Below are 21,551 nucleotides of genomic sequence, written 5' to 3'. Positions count from 1 at the left end.
AATTAATTGCTGACTGTCAAACCCTCGGGCAAGCGGATGCCGCCCTCCACGAGTGTCACAGGAAGCGGCGCCGCAAAGCTGCGGCCGGCTACATCGCCGGGTACCGGCGCACGCTCGGAACCTTGTTGCTCCTCAGTCCGTGCTGTGGCCTGAAGCGATGCAGGCGCCAATACCGATTGCACCGAAGCCAATACCGCGCGGTAATCATTCCGGCTCGATGGCGGGAGTGGCTGTACCGGCGGCACCACCACTGGCGGCGTCACGATCACCGGTGGCACGACGACAGGAGGTACGACCACAGGAGGTACGACTACCGGCGGCACCACCACAGGAGGTTCAACCACAGGTGGCACGACTACCGGAGGTTCGACCACAGGCGGCACCACGACAGGCGGCACGACTACCGGAGGTACGACTACCGGAGGTACGACCACAGGCGGCACGACTACCGGAGGTACGACTACCGGAGGTTCAACCACAGGTGGCACCACCACAGGAGGTTCAACCACGGGTGGCACGACTACCGGAGGTACGACCACAGGCGGTACGACTACCGGTGGTTCGACCACGGGCGGCACCACTACGGGAGGTTCAACCACCGGCGGTACGACCACGGGAGGCTCGACCACAGGCGGCACCACCACAGGCGGTTCCACCACTACCGGTGGGATGGGCTCAGCTGCCGCGTGGACAAAGCGGCTGCCCGCCGTGATGCTGTCCGGTGCATTTGCCGCGTAAGTGGCGTTCCAGACGTCGGCATTGCCCGATACCAGGCCACCTTGGGTGTCATTGGCCGGATCGGCCGAATACACCAGCCAGCGGCCGTTAGGCGTGGACAGGGCGTCGGCGCCGGCGTTGTTGACGAAGCGTTCACCGCTGAGTACCAGCGCATCGCCTTCGGCAGTCGAGGTGATGCTTGCATTCAAGGTCACGTCGTGGCCGGCGATCAGCTGCAGCTTGCCTTCGATGCTGACGGCGCTATTGACGGTGATGTCGTTGCTGGCTTGCAAGGTCACAGTGGAACCTGCGCCCGCTGCCACCGCCAGCGCGGCCGGGCTGACGGTGACGTCGCCGTTGCCGTTATTGACCATGCCGGCCAGATTGGCGGGAGAGGCCACCAGCCAGTAGCTCGCTTTCCTGTCGCTTGGATTGGTCGAGGCATCGCCGGAGGCGCTGGCCACTACATAGTTGCCATTGCCCAGTTCTGTGACGCCCTGGTTGCCCAAATTGTCGCCGGCGTTGGCGCCGACCAGCGAGTTGCCGGACGATACCTCGCCCTTGACGCCGGTCTTGCCATTGCCCCAGGTGATGGCGCCGCGCTTGTCGTTCCATTGGCTGCTGCGCACGAGATAATCGCCACTGGCCAGTACCTGGACGCCGTCGTAGCCGACATAATCGTTTTCTTTGGAGCCAAGCAGCGAGTTAGCGGACGATATTTCGCCTCTGACCCCGGTCTTGCCGTCGCCCCAGGTGATGGCGCCACGGTTATCGTTCCAGCTGCTGCTGAGTACGACGTAATTGCCGTTGGCCAGTTCCTGAACACCGCCATCGTCGCCGACAAGATCACCGGCCTTGGAGCCGATCAGCGAGTTATCGGCGGACACAACGCCTTTGGCGCCGCTCTTGCCGTCGCCAAAGGTGACGGCGCCACGGCCATCGTTCAAGTTGCTGAGCACAAGATAATTGCCGTTGGACAGTTCCATGTAGCCGTTGTTGCCGACCTGATCGCCGCTGATAGCGCCGACCAGCGAGTTGGCGGCCGAGACCTCGCCTTGGATGCCGCTCTTGCCATCGCCCCAGGTGACGGCGCCACGCTGGTCGTTCCAGTTGCTGCTGTTTACGAGATAGTTGCCGTTGGAAAGCAAGGTGATACCGTTGCTGCCGACCTGATCGCCGCTTGTGGTGCCGACCAGCGAGTTGGCATCGGATACCACGCCCGTGATGCCAGTGGCGCCATTGCCCCAGGTGACGGCGCCGCGGTGGTCGTTCCAGTTGCTGCTGCTCACGAGATAGTTGCCGTTGGAAAGCGTCGTGATGTTGCTGCCGACCATATCGCCGCTTGTGGAGCCGACCAGCGAGTTGGCATCGGATATCACGCCTGTGACGCCGCTGTTGCCGTCACCCCAGGTGACAGCGCCGCGCTGGTCGTTCCAGTTGCTGCTGCGCACGACATAATTACCGTTGGACAGCTGCGTGATGCCGTTGTTGCCGACATAATCTCCGGCCCTGGAGCCGACCAGCGAGTTCGCTTCGGACACGAAGCCTTTGACGCCGCTGTTGCCATCGCCCCAGGTGACAGCGCCGTGGCCGTCGTTCCAGCGGCTGCTAAGCACGAGATAATTGCCGTTGGACAGCATCATTACGCCGTTGCTGCCGACCATATCGCCGCTTGTGGAGCCGACCAGCGAGTTGGCGTCGGATACCACGCCTTTGATGCCAATGGCGCCGTCGCCCCAGGTGATGGCGCCGCGGCTGCCATTCCAATTGCTGCTGCGCACGAGATAATTGCTGTTGGACAGCTGCGTGATGCCACTGATGCCGATCATATCGCCGCTTGCGGAGCCAAGCAGTGAATTGTCTGCGGACACGATACCCTTGACGCCGCTGTTGCCATCGCCCCAGGTGATGGCGCCGCGACTGCCGCCCCAATAACTGCTGGGTACGACATAATTACCGTTGGCCAGTGCCGTGATGCCGTTCATGCCGACACGATCGCCGGCGGTGGAACCGATCAGCGAGTTGTCGGCGGAGATGACGCCTTTGACGCCGCTGTTGCCATCGCCCCAGGTAACGGCGCCGACGCCGCCGTTCCAGAGGTTGCTATTCGCGACATAATTGCCGTTGGCCAGCTTCGTGACGTCGTAGACGCCAACACGATCGCCGGCTGTGCCGCCGACCAGCGAGTTGTCGGCGGACACCACGCCTGTGACGCCAGTGGCGCCATCGCCCCAGGTGACGGCGCCGCGGTTGGTGCTCCAGCCGGCGCTGCGCACAACATAGTTGCCGTTGCCTATCTCCGTAATGCCATCGCCGCCGATACGATCGCCGCTTGTGGAGCCAATCAGCGAGTTGTCGGCGGAGACTTCGCCTGTGACGCCAGTGGCGCTATTGCCCCAGGTGACGGCGCCGCGGGTGCCGTTCCAGTTATTGCTGCGCACGAGATAATTGCCGTTGGATAGCAAGGTGATACCGTTGTTGCCGACCTGATCGCCGGCGACGGAGCCGACCAGCGAGTTGTCGGCGGACACCACGCCTGAGATGCCAGTGGCGCCATTGCCCCAGGTGATGGCGCCGAGGGTGTTGTTCCAATTGCCGCTGCGCACGAGATAATTGCCATCGGACAGCTCCATGATGCCGACGTTGCCAATATGATCGTTGGCATTGCCGCCAACTAGCGAATTGACAGACGATACCTCACCGCTGACGCCGGTGTTGCCATTGCCCCAGGTGATGGCGCCGCTGTTGCCGTTCCAGTTGCCGCTGAGCACGAGATAATTGCCGTTGGACAGCTCCCTGATACCGTTGTTGCCGACCTGATCTCCGTTTGTGGAGCCGACCAGCGAATTGCTGGCCGATACTTCGCCTTGAATGCCGTGCTTGCCATCGCCCCAGGTGACAGCGCCGCTGTTGTTGTTCCAGTTGACGCTATCGACGAGATAATTGCCGTTGGATAGCTGTGCGATGCCGTACTTGCCGACATAATCTCCTGCCTTGGAGCCGACCAGCGAGTTGCTGACGGACACGACGCCTTTGACACCGCTGTCGCCATCGCCCCAGGTGACCGCGCCGCGGTTGCCGTTCCAGATGGAACTGCTGATGACATAACTGCTATTGCGTAGCTCCGTGATGCCCTCGTTGCCGACGCGGTCGTTGGCGTTGCTGCCCGTGAGGACCGATTTCAGCGCGCCCGTGCTGCCGTCATACAGGTAGACCGCACCGCCTTGCGCTGCGCCCAGGTTGCTGAGGTAGCTATTGATCAGCACGTTGCCGTTTTGCAATGCGTGCAGGTCGTTGGAGAAAACATCCTCGCCATCGTTGACGGCTGGCCCGCCCAGTTCCACGTAATAGCTGGCCGGCGCGGTGGCGTCGATGACGATGTTGGTCGGGTCGAACAGGATCTCGCTGCCGGCGCCGGTGCGTACTGCGCCACCCAGGTTCAGCGTGCCTTGCGACGACACTTCGACGAAGCTGTGCTTGCCGGCGCTGATCTGGCCGAAGTAGCCAGTGCTGCGGTCTGACCACAGCACCACTTGCGCCTGGTCGCCGGCGCTGATGCTGCTGCTGCCGTTGACGGCCAGGGTGGCGGCGTTGGCGATGCCAGCGTCGCGGCCATGGGCGCCGCCACCGATGCGGATGCTGCCCTTGTCGCCGGTGCTGACCCTGGCGCCGGCCAGAGTGATGTCCTGGCCGGCCACGGTGACGCTGCTGGCGCCATCGAGTTTGCCGGAAATAAAGGTGGTGGCGCCGCCGTCAACGCGCAGGGTGTTGGCGGTGATGCTGGCGTTGTCCGTTTGCAGCAAGGCGTGGCTGGCCGTCAGCGTGGCGTCGCCGGCGACGATGGCGCCGCTTTGCAGAATCGTGCGGGCGCTGGCGTCGATGCTGTCGGCCGTCAGCGTGCCGGTATTGCTCAATATGCTGGCTTGCGGGTCGCCGGACAGGCGTATCGTGCCCTGGTGCTGGCCAATGCTGCGCGCTTCGATCACGCCGCTATTGTTGACCACGGCGGCGATCAGGCTGTCGGCGGCGCGGGCGCTGAGCAGCACGGCGCCGCCTTCAGTCTGTATCAGTTGCTGGTTGTCGGCCAGTGCATTGAGCGTGCCCTGGTTCACTTGCACGCCGATCAGGCCGTCGCCGGCGAAGTCGAGCGTGATGTCCTTGCCGGCGGCCAGCGCAACGCCGCCGAGGCGGGCGCTGATGGTGCCCTGATTGCTGACCTGGCCGCCCAGCAGCGCGACATAGCCGCCTGTCAGGCTACCCTGGTTGACCACCGAACCGGCGCTGCCGCTGAAACGGAAGTTGCGGTTGAGCAGATCGGCATCGCTGAGGCTCAGGGTCGAGGCGACCAGGCCGCCCACGTTCACTTGCGCGCCCTTGCCGAACAGGATGCCGTTCGGGTTCAGCAGGAAGACCTGGCCGTTGGCGTTGAGCTTGCCGTAAATGGCCGAGGCGTCGGAGCCGAGCACGCGATTGAGCGCAATCGCCGAACTGTTGGGCTGGACGAAGTTGACCGTTTCGCTGGCGCCAATATTAAAACTGTTCCAGTTGACGGCCAGGTTCTGGGTGGACTGGTTGACATTCAAGGTGTTGCCGGCCTGGCCGATGGTGGCCTGGCCAGCCGTGACCTGGCCGCCAGTGGGCAGGGCGGCGGCATGCAGCGAGAACAGTGACAGGGCGGCGGCGACGATGGTCGAGGCGGCCACGCGTTTGCGGCCCTTGCCGTTGGCCTTGGCCGTTTCGGGGGCGACGACCCAGGCGTTTTGTGCGTGGTTCCAGACCAGGTGATAGACGTGATTCATGGGGTTTCCTTAAAATTGTTTGACGGCTTGCAACCAGGCGCGCGGGCTGCGGTCGGAGTCGGACAGCGGGCGCGCGCCATTGCGCCAGGCCAGGCCCAGTTGCAGTGCAAGGTTGCGCGGCAGGCTGTAGGACAGGCCGAGGCCGGCGCCGGCAAGGCGTTGGCTGTTGTGCACGTCGGCGGCGATCGGATCGCGGTTCAACTTGCCCAGCGCCATGTCGTAATACACGCTGGCTTGCCATTGCGGCGCCAGCGCATAGCGCAGTTCGAGCGTGGTCAGCCAGGCGTCGTCGGCGGCGGCTTCGCCTTGCGGATAGGCGCGTACGGCCTGGGCGCCGCCCAGGGTCATTTTTTCCGAGCTGTCCAGGTTGCCGTTGGCGCGCTGCGCCTGGACGTTGGCGTACAAGCTCCAGTCGTCGGCCAGGCGCTGCAGGCGCAGCAGGTTCAGGCTGGTCTTGCCGTAATGGCCATTGGTGCGGTGGCCGTCGGCGTCGAGCAGGCGGCTGTCGTTGTCCAGTTTCAGCTTGCCGGCGGTGTAAGCGACGCTCCAGGTGAACAGACCACCGCCGCCGACGTTGTCGATGCGGTCGCCGGACAGGCCCAGCGTCAGCACGTCGATGCTCTTGCGGCTGGCGGTGGCGGTGCTGTCGACGCGGTCGTCGAGGCGCTTGGTGTCGTAATTGATCTGGGCGTTGATGTTGACGATGCGGCTGCGCAGCAGCGGGTGCAGCAGGTACAGGCTGCCGATGCGCGCGCTGCCGTTGGCGTGCAGCGCGTCGAAACTCTTGCCCAGCTTGTAGCGCATGCCGGACCAGGCGGTGCCCAGCTGGGTGCCGTTGTCGCCCAAAGGCAATTGGTATGCCAGGCGGCCGTAATCGAGGCCGCTGGAAGTGAGCACGCGGGCCGAGGCGGTGTCGCCCAGGCCGAGCGGGCTGGCGGCGACCAGCGTGCCGCCCAGGCGCGCGGCGCCGGTATAGCTGCTGCCGTAGTTGTCGAACTCGAGGCTGCCTGAATACGGTGCGCGGGCGCTCAGGCGCAGGTCGAGGTCGGTGGTGCCGACCGAGGCGCCAGGTTTCAAGGTGGAATTAACTTCCACGCCAGGCACTTCGTTCAGCAGCAGCAGCGAGCGTTCCAGCTGTCCGCTGTCGATGGGCGCGCCTTCGCGCAGGGCGGCCACGTGGCCGGCCACGCGGCTATCGGCCAGCGTCGAGCCATTGTCGATATGCAGCTTGCCCAGGCGTCCTTCGAGGATGGCGATATCGACCACGCCGTCGTGAATGTCTTGCGCCGGGAGGTAGGCGCGCGCCAGCAAGTGGCCATGGTCGCGGTAAAAGCGGGTGATGCGCGCGGCCACCTCATTCAGTTCGGCCAGGCTCAGCTGTTTGCCGGCGGCGTCGCTGGCCAGTGCCTCCAGCTGGGCGCTGTCGTAGGCCTGGTTGCCGCTGACGCGGATGCGCGTGACGTTGACGGTGATGCCGGCATCGATCGTCATCGCGGGGCGGGGCGCTTCGGCTGGCAGGGCGGCGCCGGTTTGCGGCGGCAGGGTCAAGCCTGGTTTGACGCTATCGAGCAGATTGCCGGCGTTGGGCTGGACCGATTGGGCGCTAGCGGCGCCGGCCAGCGCCAGCGTCGACAGCGACAGGATCGCTGGCAAGCGCGACAGGGGATGTTTCTTGGCGTAAATGGACACGCGGGGCTCCTGGAGAGGATGAAAGAGTGCGGAAACAGCCATAGCCTGGCCACGGCGGTGGTACAGGCGAGTGCTGTCAATTCATAAAAATTTCTTTTCATTAACAGCCTAGCAGCAGCGGTGTTACGCAGGCGTTATGCCTTGTGCATGATGATCAAACGCTTGCCCAGGAAGGCGAAGGCAGCTTGCATATCAAGCTGATAAGGACTACCCTGACCGCCCGCCTACTTTCGCCGTCGCCGTCCATGCCCGCATCTTTTGATTTTTTGTTGACACTGCTTTCCCCACCACAATTGCAGGCAGGAGCGCAAACCTTGCTGGGCCAGACCAAGCCACGCTTGTTTTGTTTGCTCGCTTACCTGGCCGTCGAGGGAGAAACTTCCAAGGCCGGCCTGGCGGCGCTGTTCTGGCCAGACGCGCCAGCGTTGTCGGCGCGGCGCAACCTGCGCCAGTTGCTGCACCGCTTGCGTACTGATTTGCCGGCGGCGGACGAGTTGCTGCGAGGGGAAGGCGAGCAACTGGGCCTGGCGCCAGCCTGCCATAGCGATGTGGCGGCCTTTTTGCGGGCAGATCAGTCGATGGATGCGGCCGCGCAACTGGCGCTCTATCGCGGTGAGTTTCTGCAAGACCTGCCGCTCGATGGCGCCGGTGCTGAACTGCCGGCCTGGGTGGCGCAAGTACGCGGCCGTTGCCGGGCGCGTGCGGCAGCGCTGGCACTGGGCCTGGCCCATGGACTGGTGCGGCAGGACCGGCAAGACGAGGCGCTGGCCATGGCGCTGCAGGCGCTGCAACATGATCCGGATCAGCGCGAAGCCTTGCACCTGGCGATGTTGTTGCATGCGCGCACAGGCGCGCCAGAGCAGGCGCTGGCCTTGTACCGCGACTGGGAACGCCGCCTGATCAGCGATGCGGCCGTGTTACCTGCGCCAGAAACCCATGCCTTGTACCGCCACATTTTGCAAACTGTCGCCGATGGCGGCGGCCGCAGTCCCGGCGGCCTCGATAGCCGTTTGTTGTCGGTGCTGACGCTGGCCTGGCCAGGCATCGATACCGATGGGGAGAACGATCACGAAAATGACAGGGCGGCGGACTTGCTCGACAGCCTGTACCTGCGTTGCGGTGTGGTGCTGGGCCGGTTTGGCGCGCACCTCGTCACGGTGCCGCAGGGCGGTTTGCTGGCCTACTTCGGTTATCCGTCCAGTGTCGCGCATTCGGCGCTGACCGCGGTGCGCGCCGTTGCGGCCCTGTACCGGCAAATGCCGGAAGCCGATGAAACCGTGTTTGCGCTGCACACGGGCGCGACGCCTTGCAGCGTGCGCCAGCCCGACGTCGGCGGGCGCCTGGCGCGTGGCGTGCTGGCCCTGGCTGCAATGCAGCGTGCCGGCAGTGTGGCGGCCAGTGCAGAGTGTTTCGAAGTACTGGCCCGGCCGCACTGGCTGGCGGCGGTTAAGGAGCGGAATCAGGATCAGGACCAGGATCAGGATCAGGCGCCCGCCCATTATTTGATGCGATGGCAAGCCTGGTACGACCATGTCGCGCTGGCTGCCGCGCCCTTGCAGGGCCGCGATGCCGAACTTGCATTCCTGCATGCGCAGTGGCATGGCGCCTTGCGCGCTACGCCGGCCATGGTGCAGATCAGCGGCGCGGCCGGCATGGGCAAGAGCCACTTGCTGCGCGCCTTTCTGGCCGAGACGGGGGCGGCGCAGGTCTTGCTGGCCCAGTGCGATCCGTTTTCCAGCGATACGCCCTTGCATCCGGTGCTGGCGATGTTCGAGGCCGCCGCCCAGGGGCCGCAGGGTGAACCGGTGCGCCTGGCCATGCGGCGGCACGTACCGCTGCCGTCGGGCGGCAGCCAGCCGGCGCTGGGGAAAGTGGCGCCGGTGACACTGGAAGCGCTGGAACAAGTCATCGCCGGCCTGGCAGCAGTAGTGGCCGAACTGGCGCAGCAGCAGCCCTTGCTGATCGCCGTCGAAGATGTCCACTGGGCCGACGCCTCGACGCTGGCCCTGCTCGAGCGCCTGGTTCAGGGCAAGCCGCAAGCGGCATTGCTGGTGCTGGCCAGCACGCGCAGCGAGCAGGATCTATGGCCGGCCGGCGCGCTGCGCATCAATCTCGATGCGCTCGACGACGCGGCTGGCGAGGCGTTGATCAGTGCGCTCAATCCCGGACTCGATCCGGCTGGCGCGGCGCACATCCTGCGCGCCGGTGGCGGCCACCCCCTGTTCCTGTCAGAACTGGCGCAGCGGCGTGGCGATGGTGCGGCCCAGTTGCCCGCCAATATACGTGAACTGGTGCAAGTCCGGCTCGATCAGTTGGGATCGGCGCGCAAGGCGGCGCAACTGGCCGCCATCCTCGGCATCGGTTTTTCGCGCTCCTGGCTGGAAGCGGTTGCGCCGGCCCAGGAAGATGCGCTCGATGCTTTGCTGCAAGCGGGCCTGTTGCAGGAAGAGGGCGCGGCCAGCCTGCGCTTTTCGCATGCGCTGTTGCGTGACGCGGTGGTCGCGCTGATGCCGCCGCGCCAGAACGGTGAACTGGCGCAACTGGTGGCCGAGACCCTGATCGCGCAATTTCCCGAGCAGATGGAGCAGTCGCCGGAGCGCGCCGCACTGTGGTTCGCCGAAGCCCGCATGTGGCAGCCGGCGCTGGCCTGGCGTTTGAAGGCAGCCCGCCTGGCAATGCGCTTTTGCGCGTATCCCGAGGCGCTGGGGCATATGAAGGCTGGCCTGGCGCTGTTGCCGGAACTGCCAAATGAAGAGCAGCGCGAGTTGTGGGAGCACCAGTTCCGTGACGTTTGCCACGGCGCCTACACCATGGTGCACGGCCTGTACAGCGAGGCGGCAGCGCAGCATTATCAGCGCAAGACCTGGCTGGCCGAGCGCCAGGGCAAGATCGCCCACGATATCGACAGCATGCGCGGCATGCTGGTGGCGGCCGAGGTCGGACGCGGCCAGCACGCCGTGCTGCGCCTGCTGCGCCGTTTGCTGCAATTGCCGCAAGTGAGCATGGGCGATGCCGGCGCGCTGATCCGTTTGCAGGAAGCGCGGGTGAATGCGCTGATGCTGGCCGGTTCGGTGACGCAGGCCAGCGCCTTGTGCGCGGCGCACCGCGACCTGGCCTGGCCGGCCGGTTCGGCGCTGCCGGCACACGATCCATTGCTGGCCTTGAGGGCGCGCGATACCTATCTGGCCTGGCTGCGCGGCGACTGGAGCGACGACGCCGAACGCCAGCGCCGCGTGCTGGAAGCAGCCCGTAAATCACCGTTGCCCGGCACGCTGGTATTTGCGCTGGTGCCGGCCGTGATGACTGCGCTGGACGCCCGATTGCCGCGCCAGGCGGCGCCGCTGATCGTCGAATTGCAGGCCGTGGCCGACAAGCTGGGACTGCCTGTGTTCAAGGCGATCGCGGCCGGCTTTTACACCTGCTGGCGCGTGCTCAATGGTGAACGCGACGAGATTGCGGCGTTTCGCGCGGCGTTCGACGAGGCGTCTGCCCACATCGCGTTTTACCGGCCATTCTTCCTGTTGTACCTGGCGCGCGCCTGTCACGCCCAGGGGCAGGACGAAGCGGCGCTGCAGGTGCTGCAGCAAGGCGAGGCGTCGATGGTGCGTTGCGGTATCTTTATTTGCCGTACCGACTATCTCTTGCTGCGCGCGCAGCTGGCGCCGCCAGCGCTGGCCCTGCGCCTGATTGACAAGGCGCGCCATATCGCCAGCCGTCAGGGTGCGCCGGCGCTGGCCTTGCGGGCGCAGCTGGCGCAATCCAGATTGCCTGGGCTGGCCGGTGCTGTGCAATTGCGCCAGCGCATGGCGCAGCTGCTGGCGCAATTGCCGGCCGCGCCGCAACTACCCGACGTGGCGCAGGCGACGCAATGGCTGGCCGAGACCGGGCCAGGCTTGCCGGCCTGAGCACATTTTCATGACCACAGACGCTGGCCCGACAGGTCCAGCTGGGTCAGGTAGAGGCGCACGTCGAATTCGTACTGGTGGTATTGCGGTTCCATATACGTGCATAGCTTGTAGAAGGCCTTGTCGTGCTGCTTTTCCTTCACGTGCGCCAGTTCATGCACGGCGATCATGCGCAAAAATTCCATCGGCACTTCCTTGAACATGGTCGCCACGCGGATTTCATGCTTGGCTTTCAGCTTGCCGCCCTGCACGCGTGAAATCGAAGTGTGCAGGCCCAGCGCGTGGTTGATCACATGAATCTTGCTGTCGAACGCCACCTTGTTGATGGGCTCGGCGTTGCGCAGGAATTCACTCTTCAAATCCTGCACATACTGGTACAGCGCCTTGTCATTGCGCACCTCATGCGCGTTCGCATAGCGTTTCAATAACACCTCGCCCAGCTTGTCTTGCGCGATCAACTGCCGCACTTGCGTTAAAGTTTGCTCGGAATAGGCGCTCAGGTATTTCAAAGGTGCTTGCATCAGGTACGGGGAGGGCAGGGGAAGAGGCGAGAATGTACCACAGCGGTGACTGGGGCTGCCTATCTGCCGGCAAACCTGGCTGGCGTGGTACCCAGCACGCGCCGGAACAGGGCGATGAAGCTGCTGACGCTGTCATAGCCGAGGGCCACCGATACCCTGGTCACGCTATTGCCCGCATGCAGCAGTTCCATGCCCTTTTGCAAGGACTCTGTCCTCCATTAATAGGGGAGTCTTCCTGCCAGGCTGAGGTCTGACCGATCAGAGCAATCAAGCCGGGAGATCACCATGCTGCAAACGCAACGGCAGGCATGCATCGCGCAGTTTGTGGCACTGTCCCGGCGGCAAAGGAGAGCGCAGTAGCCGCACCGGCCCCGCCTTGCTGGTGCGCGAGGCGGGCGGTACGGTCAGCACGGCAGAAGGCTCACCGTAGGGCTTGCGGTCGCACAGCCTGCTCGCTGCGCCCGCAGGCGTGCATGCCAGCATGCTGGCGGCATTGCAGCCGGTGACTGGCACTGCTTAACTTTTGTCATCTTTATTACTGCCTTGCCGGCCGGCCTTGGCGGATGACTCTGATGTGCCGCTACGGCTGGCCGTGCTGCTGCGGCTTTCGTTGTCGCGGTTGGCTGATTGCCGGCTTTCACCGCCTTTGCGGCCGATCTCCGCCATGTGTTCACGGTTGCGGCTGACGGCTTCGCCCCCTTTTTGACCGGCACGGCGTGCTTCTTCCGAATCGAATTCGTGGGCCGTGCCTTTTTGATGGGCCGCCTGGCCACCCTTGCTGGCAATTTCGCGCTGCTGTTCTTCGTTCATTGCCGCGAAACCCCGTTTGGCCGGGACTTTCTGGGTGCCCTGGCCTTCCGTTTTCTGGCTGCTGCCAGTGCCTTTGCCTTGTTGATTACCTTGCTCATTGCCTTGATTGCTAGCCATCTTGTTCTCCTTGCTGTTGAGTGTGCTACTTGTGGGGGGATTAATGCGCGTGGCCAGTTTGCCTGCCAGATTCTTTGTCCTGGCCTGCGCCATCGGCCAGTACGCCAGCGTGCATTTTTTCGATCAGATCACGCTGGCGTTGCGTGGCTTTTTCCGTTTCTTCTGCCGTTTTGCGCACCACTTCGTCGGCGAACGCCGCAGCCGTGCGGCTCGTTTCAGGGAGATGGGTCTCTGCTGTGCGGTTTATCTCGACATGGGCATTGGCGACCAGATGCGACAGTTGCTGTTGATAGCGCTGCAGCTTGCCGTCTGGCTGCAGCTGGCTCAGGGTCAGCGAGAAGTATTCACCGGGGTCGCGCGCTGCCAGCATCTGCTGGCTGGTCCTGTTGAACTCTTCGAACATTTCCTGGGCCGCCCGCAGATTGAGTTCGCTCACTTGCTGCGCGGTGTCGACGAGTTTGCGGGACAAGTCGGCAGCGAAATCAAGCTGGGCTTGCAGATGGGATTTCAGGGCGGGGCTGATACTGGTTGTGAACATGTTCTACCTCAATAAAAATCTGATCGTGGGGACACCCGGTGCGCCGGATGCGATGGATGAAACAAGCAAAGAGATAGACGCCGAATAGGCCATCAGGTTCCACGCGGCACGCGGGTTTATAGGGGATGTTTGCCCTGGGGAGATGGCAAAACACGTGGGCTTTGCGTTGGATCAACGGACTTGGAAATAAGCGGCACATGGCAGGCAGCGCTGGCCACCGATGGAAAATCCGGTTTGCAGGGCTTGATCGTGCGACAATACTGGCCTCGCGGCTCAGCGCGCTTTAGTCACTTTCCCTTACTTCATAGCGACCACGATGCATCCTGAATACATCCTGACCCTGTCTTGCCTGGACCAGCGCGGCATCGTGCATCGCGTCTCGGGTTTCCTGGCCGAGCATGGCTGCAACATCATCGATTCGGCCCAGTTTGGCGATCCGGAATCAAAGCTGTTCTTCATGCGCGTGCATTTCGCGCTGGAAGAGAGCGCTGTCAGCGATGTCCAGTTGCGTGCCGACTTTGCGGAATTGTCGCAAGCGATGCAGTTGAATGGCCTGTTCCAGGGCCAGTTGCACGATGCGCGCAGCAAGCCGCGCGTGATGCTGATGGTGTCAAAAATCGGCCATTGCCTGAACGATTTGCTGTTCCGCTACAAGAGCGGTTTGCTGGACGTGGAAATTCCAGCCATCGTGTCGAACCACATGGAGTTTTACCAGCTGGCCGCCAGTTACAATATTCCGTTTCACCACTTGCCGCTGGCGGCGGGCGCCCCGGAATCGGCCAAGCTGGCGCAGGAAGCGCGCATCATCGAGCTGATGGATACACACAAGATCGACCTGGTGGTGCTGGCGCGCTATATGCAAATCCTGTCGCCTGGCCTGTGCCAGGCCCTGGCCGGGCGCGCGATCAATATCCACCATTCCTTCCTGCCCAGCTTCAAGGGCGCCAAGCCGTATGCGCAGGCGCATCACCGCGGCGTCAAGCTGATCGGCGCCACCGCCCATTTCGTCACGGGCGAACTCGATGAAGGCCCGATCATCGAGCAGGATGTGGAACGCGTCGACCACGCGATGGATGTCGATACCCTGACGGCGATCGGCCGCGATGTGGAATGCGTGGTGCTGGCGCGCGCCGTAAAATGGTTTGTCGAGCACCGCATCCTGCAAAACGGAGACAAGACCGTCGTCTTCCGCTAAGTTGCCGCAATTTTTATTTATTTACCCTTATACCTACAGAAGCACACGATGGCCCTTAAAGCAACGATATTCAAAGCCGATCTGCAGATCGCCGACATGGACCGCAATTATTACCAGGATCACGCGCTGACCCTGGCGCGCCATCCGTCCGAAACCGACGAGCGCATGATGGTGCGCCTGCTGGCGTTCGCCATCCACGCCGACGAGGCGCTGACCTTTACCAAGGGCCTGTTCGATACGGAAGAACCGGATTTGTGGCAGAAAGACCTGACGGGCGCCATCCAGCTGTGGATCGAAGTGGGCCAGCCCGACGAGAAGCGTATCCTGAAGGCTTGCGGCCGTTCGGAACAGGTGATCGTCTACAGCTATGGCGCGACCAGCCATATCTGGTGGAAACAGATCGCCAATAAACTGGAACGCGCGAAGAACTTGACCGTGATCAACCTGCCATCCGAGGCGGCGCAGCAGATGAGCAGCCTGGCGCAGCGCAGCATGCAGCTGCAATGCACGATACAGGATGGCCAGATCTGGCTGACCGACAGCGTGACCACGGTGCAGATAGACCGCGAACCGGTCAAGCCTGCCCGCTAAGCGAAGTTTCATAAAGACAAAGCCCGGAGTGATCCGGGCTTTGTTTTTTGTACCGCAAGCAGTGATTTAGTTTGGTGCGGCGCCCAGGCGCTTGACACTGCCCGAGCGCTGCATGCTCTTGCTGATGCGCGGGTCGCCGTAGTAGCTTACTTCGCCCGAGCCGCCTATGCTGATGTTCAAGTCTTCCTTGGCCCACACTTGCGCTTCGCCCGAACCGCCTATGCTCACTTGCACTTCCTTGGCGGCCAGGCGGCCTGCCTGGATATTGCCAGAACCGCCGATGGAAGCGGTGAACTGATCTGTTTTACCACTGACATTGAAACTGCCGCTGCCACCGATGTTGATCGAGACATTGCTGCTGTCGACCTCGCGCGCGTTGATGGCGCCCGAGCCGCCCACGTCGAAGCGCAGCTTGTCGCCGCGCAAGCCGATGGCGTCGATGCTACCCGAACCGCCCACGCTGATGCGCTCCACGTGACGCGCCTGTATCACGATGGTCAGCGCCGTCTGGCGAAAATTGGTGTTGCGTTTCGCCGAACGGATGCGCAGGGTGCCGTTTTCCACCACCGTATCGATCAAAGGCAGGAGATTGTCGTCGGTCTCTATCGTGATGCTGTCGGTGTTGCCGATACGCAGTTCGACGTTGCCGGGAACATTCAGCGCCACGCCATTGAAATTGGCCACTTCGCGCGTTTGTTTCTGCAGCTTGCCGCTGCCCTTGATGCTATTACCACCTATCCAGTCGAGGGGCGAGGCCAGCGCTGGCGTGGCAGCGGTTGCCATGGCGCACATGCCGACGGCAAGCAGGAGGGCACGCGCTGCGGCGGACAGGCGGGTCTGGAAAATTGTAGGCACCATGGAAACTCCTTCTATCATTAAGTTGTTGAGTCGATAGTAAGGCAAGCCGGTGCCCGTGACTACGTTACTGCGACAGACTGCAAGGGGCAAGGCATAGAATGCAAGCTGATGCGACAGCTTGGCATGAGGTATCATGCGGGAATTATGACGACCGGCGCATGCCGCTCACTACACTGGAATTACATGCTGATCATCACCATCAAACAAGGCAAGGAAAAAAGCTTGCTGGGCCAATCGTTTATTTATGCGTCTGCGATTGATAAAGTCGAAGGCAAGCCGCAGGAAAAAATGAAGCCCGGCTCGACGGCCATCGTGCAAAGCTCGTCCCGGCAATTCATTGCCCGCGCGGCTTACAATTCGAAGTCGCAGATCCGCGCCCGCATCTGGACCTTCAAGGAAGATGAACCCATCGACCACGCGCTGATCAAGCGCCGTGTCAAGGCTGCCATCGAAAAGCGTTTGCCGGCCATCAAGAAAGCCGGTGAAAACCAGCTATTGACACTGATCAAGGGCGAGGAAGAAGGTTTGTCCGGCCTGGTGGTGCAATTGTTTGGCGGCGCGCAAGGTTATCTGATCTGCGAATTTAACGCCGGCGGCGTCGATGCCTGGAAAGTGGCCATCGTGCAATCGCTGATGGCCGCCACCGGCTGCCCGAACGTGTATGAGCGCTGCGACGATCTGATGCGCAAAGGCGAAGGCTTGCCCCTGATCGACGGCGCCCTGGCCGGCGAAGAACCGCCCGATGAAGTCATGCTGACCGACAACGGCGTACGCTTTGCGCTGGATTTGAAGACTGGGCACAAGAGCAAGTTTCGCTGATGACTGCTGCTGCGAGTGAAAAAGCCGGCGTTTGCCGGCTTTTTCATGTCTGTTACTCGAGCGGCACGCTGCGGTAGCGATTAACCTCCAGCGCCGACACCGCCGGCGCATCATTGCCCCAGCTTGCCCTTAAATAGGTCACCACGGCTGCCACTTCCCGGTCATCCAGCACCGGGCCGAATGGCGGCATGCTGTAGGGGCGCGGGTTGCCGGCCGTGCCCGGTGCGAAGCCGCCGTTGAGCACGATGCGGATGGCGTTCACCGCCGAGTTAGTCGTCAATGCGCGGTTGCCAGCCAGCGGCGGGTAGCCGGGCGGCACACCCTTGCCATCGGCCTGGTGGCAGCTGGCGCAGTGGCTTTCATACAGCGCGGCGCCGGCTGTCAGCTGGGCTTGCGCCGCTGTCGAGGTATCGCGTGGCGCCGCCTTGGCCGGCTGTGCGGGGCCGGGCAAGCTTTTCAGATAGACCGCCATGGCCCGCACATCGGGCTCGTCCATATGTTGCAGACTTAGCCTTACCACCTCGGCCATGGGGCCAAACACGGTGGCGCGTGGCGAGACGCCGGTTTTCAGCAATTGCACGATATGCTCAGTCTCCCAATCCCCTAACCCTGCTTCTGCGTCCGAGGTGAGCGAGGGCGCATACCAGCCCAGCACGGGGATCAGGCCGCCTGACAAGCCATCGTTGCTGCCACCCAGTGTCGTGCGGCTGCTGTGGCAGGCGCTGCAATGGCCCAGTCCCTGCACCAGATAGGCGCCCCGGTTCCATTCCATGGTTTGCCCGGCAACTGGCTGGTAGACGGCCGGCTTGAAATACAGGGCGCGCCAGGCGGCCAGCGCGATTTGCTGGTTATAGGGAAAACGCAAGGCATGCGGCAGGTTTGCCTGCCTGTGCGGCGGCACGCTCTGGAAATAGGCGTACAGGGCGTCGCTGTCTTCGCGCCGCACCTTGGTGTAATTGGTGTAGGGGAAGGCGGGATAGAGCAAACGGCCATCTTTCGACTTGCCCTTGTGCAGCGCGCGCCAGAAATCGTCGGCCGTCCAGCTGCCGATGCCCGTTTCGCGGTCCGCCGTGATGTTGGGAGACAGTACCTGGCCGAATGGCGTTTGCAGGGCGCGCCCGCCTGCATAGGGCACGCCACCGCGTGTCGTATGGCAAGCCATGCAGTCGCCCGCCCTGGACAAGTAAGCACCGCGTGCGACCAGCTGTTCCTGATTCAAGCCGCTGGGCGGGGCGGGCGGGCCGAGATCGTCGTCTGGCCACAGCAGGAATGTGGCGCTGCCTGCGAGCATCAGCAGCAAGCCTGCAGCAATCAGGGGTTTTTTCATGGCGCCACCTGTGCGCTCGAAGCAGGCACGCTGCCGCAGTGCAGCGGCAAGGGCAGGGCGATGCTGCTTGCGGGGCGCGTCTCGGCGCTGGCTACTTGCGTGCCCAGCCAGGCCGAGATGGCGCCCACGTCTTCGTTCGACAGGCGTTCGGCGATTTGCGCCATGCAGTCGGGCGCCTGAGCGCGGCGTATGCCATTCTTCCAGGCGCCAAACTGGGCGTTGATATAGTCGCGTGGCAAGCCCAGCAAGCCGGGGATGGCGGGGGCCAGACCAGCCAGCTGGGCGCCATGGCAGGCGATGCAGGCGGGGATTTTCTTGCTGCTATCGCCTTGCTGCACCAGTTGCTGGCCCCGCGCCAGCGCGGCAGCGCCTGCACTGCTGGGCTGTGCGGGCGGCGGCGCGGGATGTTGTTCGGCAAAATAGTCGGCGATCTCGCGCAGATAGGCGTCCGGCAAATGTTCCACCATATACGTCATCATCGGATACTGGCGCCGTCCCTCGCGAAAATTCACCAGCTGGTTATACAGATAGCCGGCCGGCTTGCCGGCGATGCGGGGAAAGAAGGCATCCTGGCCTTGCTTTTTTGCATGGCAAGCCGTGCAAGCCTTGATGCGCTGTTCCAGATTGTCGGGCAGGGTCGCCGGCGCCGCCATGGCCCAGCCGGGAAGCAGGACGGCGATGCCGGTCAGGAAGAAAGAGAGCCTGGAAACGTTAATTCGCATGAAATAGTTCACCTCTCTGTGCTGGCCGACGATGCTGGCTTAATTGCCAAGGATATACTGCTTACAACAATACTGACAGGATCAGTTGCATAAAGAAAACACCGTATCAGTTTGCATGAGGAGTGAGGGCTTGAAGCGATATGAAGTATTGGCGGACGAGATCGCCACCATGATTGCTGCTCAGCTGCTGTTGCCTGGCGACAAGCTGCCGTCCGTGCGCCAGCAGCAGGCACGGCAGGCCATCAGTCCGTCGACGGTATTCCAGGCCTATTATCTGCTCGAAGCGCGTGGCCTGATCGTGTCGCGGCCCCGTTCAGGGTATTACGTGGCGCAGCAAACTCATGCACTGGCGCTTGAGCCGGCCAGTTCGCGCCCGGCCGAAGTGCGTACCGACGTCGATGTCAGCGACCTGGTGTTCGAGGTGCTTGGCGCCTGCGGCGCACGCGATATTGTGCCTTTGGGCTCGGCCTTTCCCAGCCCTGAACTGTATCCGATGGCCAGGCTGGCGCGGGCCGTGTCGGCCAGCATGCGCCGTTTTGACCCCTGGAGCGCGGTGACGGATTTATCACTGGGCAACGCCGAGCTGCGCCGCCAGATCGCCTTGCGCTACCAGCTCGATGGCGTACATGTTTCCAGCGACGAGATCGTCATCACCAATGGTGCGCTGGAAGCCTTGAACCTGTGTTTGCAGGCTGTCACGCGGCCTGGCGACACGGTGCTGATCGAGTCGCCCAGTTTTTATGCCTGTCTGCAGGCGCTGGAAAGGCTGGAGCTGAAAGCCGTCGAGATCGCCACCAGTCCCCGCGATGGCGTCGACCTCGATGCGCTGGCGGTCTTGCTGGAACGGCATCAACCGAAGGCGTGCTGGCTGATGACCAGTTTTCAAAATCCGCTGGGCAGCCTGATGCCGCTGGAAAAGAAGCGCGCGCTGGTGGAGTTGTTGGCGAGGCATGCGGTGCCGCTGATCGAAGACGATGTGTATGGCGAACTGTATTTTGGCAGGCAGCGCCCTGGCTTGAGCAAAAGTGCGGACAGCCAGGGCCTGGTCATGCATTGCAGTTCGTTTTCAAAAACGCTGGCGCCGGGGTTTCGCCTGGGCTGGGTGGTGGCCGGGCGGTTTGCGCGCCAGGTCGAGCGGCTCAAGCTGACCACCAGCCTGTCGGCGCCAGTGCCCCTGCAAATGGCGCTGGCCGATTATCTGGCGCAGGGCGGTTACGAGCGCCACTTGCGCCAGCTGCGGTTGACCCTGGCCGCGCAGCAACGTTGCATGCTGCAGGCGATCGCCGAACATTTTCCGCCAGGCACGCGCGTGTCGCGGCCGCAGGGCGGTTATTTTGTCTGGCTGGAATTACCCGATGGATGCGATGCGCTGGCCCTGCACAGGAGTGCTTTGGAAGCGGGCATCAGTATCGCGCCCGGGCCGATTTTTTCTGCCACGCGCGCTTTCGGGCACTGCATCCGCCTCAATTATGGCCACCCCTGGCGTGCGCCGGTGGCAGCGGCGATGGCCACCCTGGGGCGGCTGGTCGCACAACAATTGTCGGCAAGAGAGGGCTAGACGGCGGGCTGTGGAAGGGGCGCAGGGCGCGGCGCTTTTTGCGGCGCTACCTTGCCGCCCTCGGCGATCCAGCGGCGGTACACGCGCAGGGCGACTTGCGCATCGTCGGCCGCATATAAAATCTGCTTGTCCGTCAGGCGCGTTGACGCCCAGTTGGTGGTGGAGATTTTCTTGGATTTTTGCAGGTGCTGGCCAAAGAACTTGGCCACCGCCGTCTTGGCCCCCAGGTCATTGCGCTGGCCGCCGCGCAAGGCGACGGACAGGTCGAGCACCTGGGCCGGCATGATGCCCAGTTTGGCGCGCAAGCGCTTGACGTCGTCAGACAAGCCAAAACCCACCTTGATGGTGGTGGTCGATTCGAGGATGGCCTTCAATTCCGCCAGCGCAGGCGTGGGCGCTACGCCCACCTGGAACAGGTAGGCGATATCGTCGGTCGCCAGCTGTATCAAATGCGGGCCGGTAGAAGACTCGCCCTTGACGAAAGTCGGCTTCGATTCGGTATCGAAACCGATCGCGTCGGCCGCCAACAGGGCCGCCATGGCCTCGCGCGCATCATCGCTGGTGCGTACCAGCTTGACCTGGGCTAGTTGTATGCCCTGGTAGGGCGGTAGTGGCGGCGGGACTGCTGTTTCCATGAAGCCGTATCAGCCTTTGCGCGAGAATTTCGCGGTCAGCTGGTTCAGCTTTTCAAGGCGCAAACGGTTTGCTTCTTCGGTCGCTGCTGCTTCGCGTTCAGCTTTCTTGCGGTCGGCTTCTTTCTTGAAGCGCTGTTGCAATACTTGCGTGGCGTGATCGCGGTGGGTTTGCGTCACTTCCGCGCCGGCAGTGCCGTCGAGGTCGTAGCGTACCTTGGCTTTTTCCATCACGCGCAGATAGCGCAGCGAGCCGGTGTGGATACCCAGCGCCGTGCGCATCAGCTTGCGGTCCAGGTCCGGCAGGCGGGCCAGAATCTGCTTGTCGATGCCGATGGACAAGGGCAGGCATTCGCGGAAAGGCGGAAATTGCTCCTGGAACTGCTTGAGCAGGGCGCGCGCGGTCAGGCCGGCGGGCGTAGCCGAGGTAGCAGTAGCGGCGGCAGTTGTTGCAACTGCAACTGCTGCATCGGCTGGCGTGTCAGGAGTGGTGGCTTGCTGGTCTGGCGTGGAGCTGGTCATCGACATCATAGGTTAGGCTATAAAAGGGGAGCATAGCACGCGCCACAGGCAAGTGCATTGTCTTTTTTGGCAACTCACTGTCTGATTTTACTGCGATTGATATGGATTTAAGCTGCGATTGATCCATGTCCCGGCATTGATGCAGGGGTGGGCGTGGCATTGGGCGAGCATTAAGCAGGGCGCGAAATGCGGGAAATGTGTATAATGTCGGCTCGCCGTGATCATCAGGCC

16 protein-coding genes are annotated in these 21,551 nt (G+C 62.9%); 5 read left to right on the top strand and 11 right to left on the bottom strand.

Annotated elements, in window-relative coordinates:
• Nucleotides 1-2: 2 nt before the first annotated feature.
• Together HDE72_RS17070 and HDE72_RS17065 are read right to left on the bottom strand one after the other, a co-directional pair.
• The gene (locus tag HDE72_RS17070) at nt 3-5,516 is read right to left on the bottom strand and encodes a two-partner secretion domain-containing protein (RefSeq protein WP_183743078.1); all 5,514 of its coding nucleotides are present in this window, start codon (nt 5,514-5,516) and stop codon (nt 3-5) included.
• 9 nt (nt 5,517-5,525) lie between these two features.
• Nucleotides 5,526-7,205, bottom strand: coding sequence for a ShlB/FhaC/HecB family hemolysin secretion/activation protein (locus HDE72_RS17065; RefSeq protein ID WP_311735272.1), 1,680 nt, complete (start codon nt 7,203-7,205; stop codon nt 5,526-5,528).
• A gap of 269 nt (nt 7,206-7,474) precedes the next feature.
• On the opposite strand from HDE72_RS17065, the gene HDE72_RS17060 reads away from it, so the two are divergent.
• Complete coding sequence (locus HDE72_RS17060) at nt 7,475-11,110, top strand: AAA family ATPase (protein WP_183743074.1); 3,636 nt, start codon at nt 7,475-7,477, stop codon at nt 11,108-11,110.
• An 8-nt stretch (nt 11,111-11,118) separates the two neighbouring features.
• Here HDE72_RS17060 and HDE72_RS17055 read toward each other — a convergent pair whose 3' ends face one another.
• The 4 genes from HDE72_RS17055 to HDE72_RS17040 form a co-directional block, all read right to left on the bottom strand.
• A complete protein-coding gene (locus HDE72_RS17055; RefSeq protein WP_183743071.1) occupies nt 11,119-11,631 on the bottom strand; it encodes a YgjP-like metallopeptidase domain-containing protein in 513 nt (170 codons plus the stop codon).
• A gap of 59 nt (nt 11,632-11,690) precedes the next feature.
• The gene (locus HDE72_RS17050) at nt 11,691-11,822 is read right to left on the bottom strand and encodes a helix-turn-helix domain-containing protein (RefSeq protein WP_260176757.1); all 132 of its coding nucleotides are present in this window, start codon (nt 11,820-11,822) and stop codon (nt 11,691-11,693) included.
• A gap of 325 nt (nt 11,823-12,147) precedes the next feature.
• On the bottom strand, nt 12,148-12,558 hold the full coding sequence (locus HDE72_RS17045; protein ID WP_183743067.1) for a KGG domain-containing protein: 411 nt from the start codon (nt 12,556-12,558) through the stop codon (nt 12,148-12,150).
• Between the two features lie 40 nt (nt 12,559-12,598).
• Nucleotides 12,599-13,096: a phasin family protein gene (locus HDE72_RS17040; RefSeq protein ID WP_183743065.1), complete on the bottom strand. Its 498-nt coding sequence runs from the start codon at nt 13,094-13,096 to the stop codon at nt 12,599-12,601.
• Between the two features lie 316 nt (nt 13,097-13,412).
• Between HDE72_RS17040 and purU the strand changes: the two genes are divergently transcribed.
• Both purU and HDE72_RS17030 read left to right on the top strand, forming a co-directional pair.
• On the top strand, nt 13,413-14,291 hold the full coding sequence (gene purU / locus HDE72_RS17035) for a formyltetrahydrofolate deformylase (RefSeq protein ID WP_183743063.1): 879 nt from the start codon (nt 13,413-13,415) through the stop codon (nt 14,289-14,291).
• Between the two features lie 48 nt (nt 14,292-14,339).
• Nucleotides 14,340-14,882, top strand: a complete 543-nt coding sequence (locus tag HDE72_RS17030) for a YaeQ family protein (RefSeq protein ID WP_183743061.1) — start codon at nt 14,340-14,342, stop codon at nt 14,880-14,882.
• A gap of 66 nt (nt 14,883-14,948) precedes the next feature.
• Here the strand turns inward: HDE72_RS17030 and HDE72_RS17025 are convergent, their stop codons facing one another.
• Entirely contained in the window at nt 14,949-15,740 is a 792-nt protein-coding gene (locus HDE72_RS17025; protein WP_183743060.1) for a head GIN domain-containing protein, read from the bottom strand.
• Nucleotides 15,741-15,923: 183 nt separating this feature from the next.
• On the opposite strand from HDE72_RS17025, the gene HDE72_RS17020 reads away from it, so the two are divergent.
• Nucleotides 15,924-16,559: an SAM-dependent methyltransferase gene (locus HDE72_RS17020; RefSeq protein ID WP_183743058.1), complete on the top strand. Its 636-nt coding sequence runs from the start codon at nt 15,924-15,926 to the stop codon at nt 16,557-16,559.
• A gap of 52 nt (nt 16,560-16,611) precedes the next feature.
• Here HDE72_RS17020 and HDE72_RS17015 read toward each other — a convergent pair whose 3' ends face one another.
• Nucleotides 16,612-17,886 (bottom strand): c-type cytochrome, encoded by a 1,275-nt coding sequence (locus HDE72_RS17015; protein WP_183743056.1) that lies wholly within the window; start codon nt 17,884-17,886, stop codon nt 16,612-16,614.
• Nucleotides 17,883-18,608: a c-type cytochrome gene (locus HDE72_RS17010; protein WP_183743054.1), complete on the bottom strand. Its 726-nt coding sequence runs from the start codon at nt 18,606-18,608 to the stop codon at nt 17,883-17,885. The genes HDE72_RS17015 and HDE72_RS17010 overlap by 4 nt, the downstream gene beginning before the upstream one ends.
• A 130-nt stretch (nt 18,609-18,738) precedes the next feature.
• Here HDE72_RS17010 and HDE72_RS17005 point away from each other — a divergent pair, with 130 nt between their 5' ends.
• Nucleotides 18,739-20,166, top strand: a complete 1,428-nt coding sequence (locus HDE72_RS17005) for an aminotransferase-like domain-containing protein (protein ID WP_183743052.1) — start codon at nt 18,739-18,741, stop codon at nt 20,164-20,166.
• On the opposite strand, the gene HDE72_RS17000 is transcribed toward HDE72_RS17005, so the two are convergent.
• A complete protein-coding gene (locus tag HDE72_RS17000; protein ID WP_183743050.1) occupies nt 20,163-20,801 on the bottom strand; it encodes a 3'-5' exonuclease in 639 nt (212 codons plus the stop codon). The two genes, HDE72_RS17005 and HDE72_RS17000, sit on opposite strands and share 4 nt — an antisense overlap.
• 9 nt (nt 20,802-20,810) lie before the next feature.
• The gene (locus tag HDE72_RS16995; protein ID WP_183743048.1) at nt 20,811-21,329 is read right to left on the bottom strand and encodes a ProQ/FINO family protein; all 519 of its coding nucleotides are present in this window, start codon (nt 21,327-21,329) and stop codon (nt 20,811-20,813) included.
• Nucleotides 21,330-21,551: the final 222 nt, after the last annotated feature.

This window comes from Janthinobacterium saanense, from assembly GCF_014200675.1.
Lineage (GTDB): Bacteria > Pseudomonadota > Gammaproteobacteria > Burkholderiales > Burkholderiaceae_D > Janthinobacterium.
This window is presented reverse-complemented; position numbering and strand designations above follow the sequence as displayed.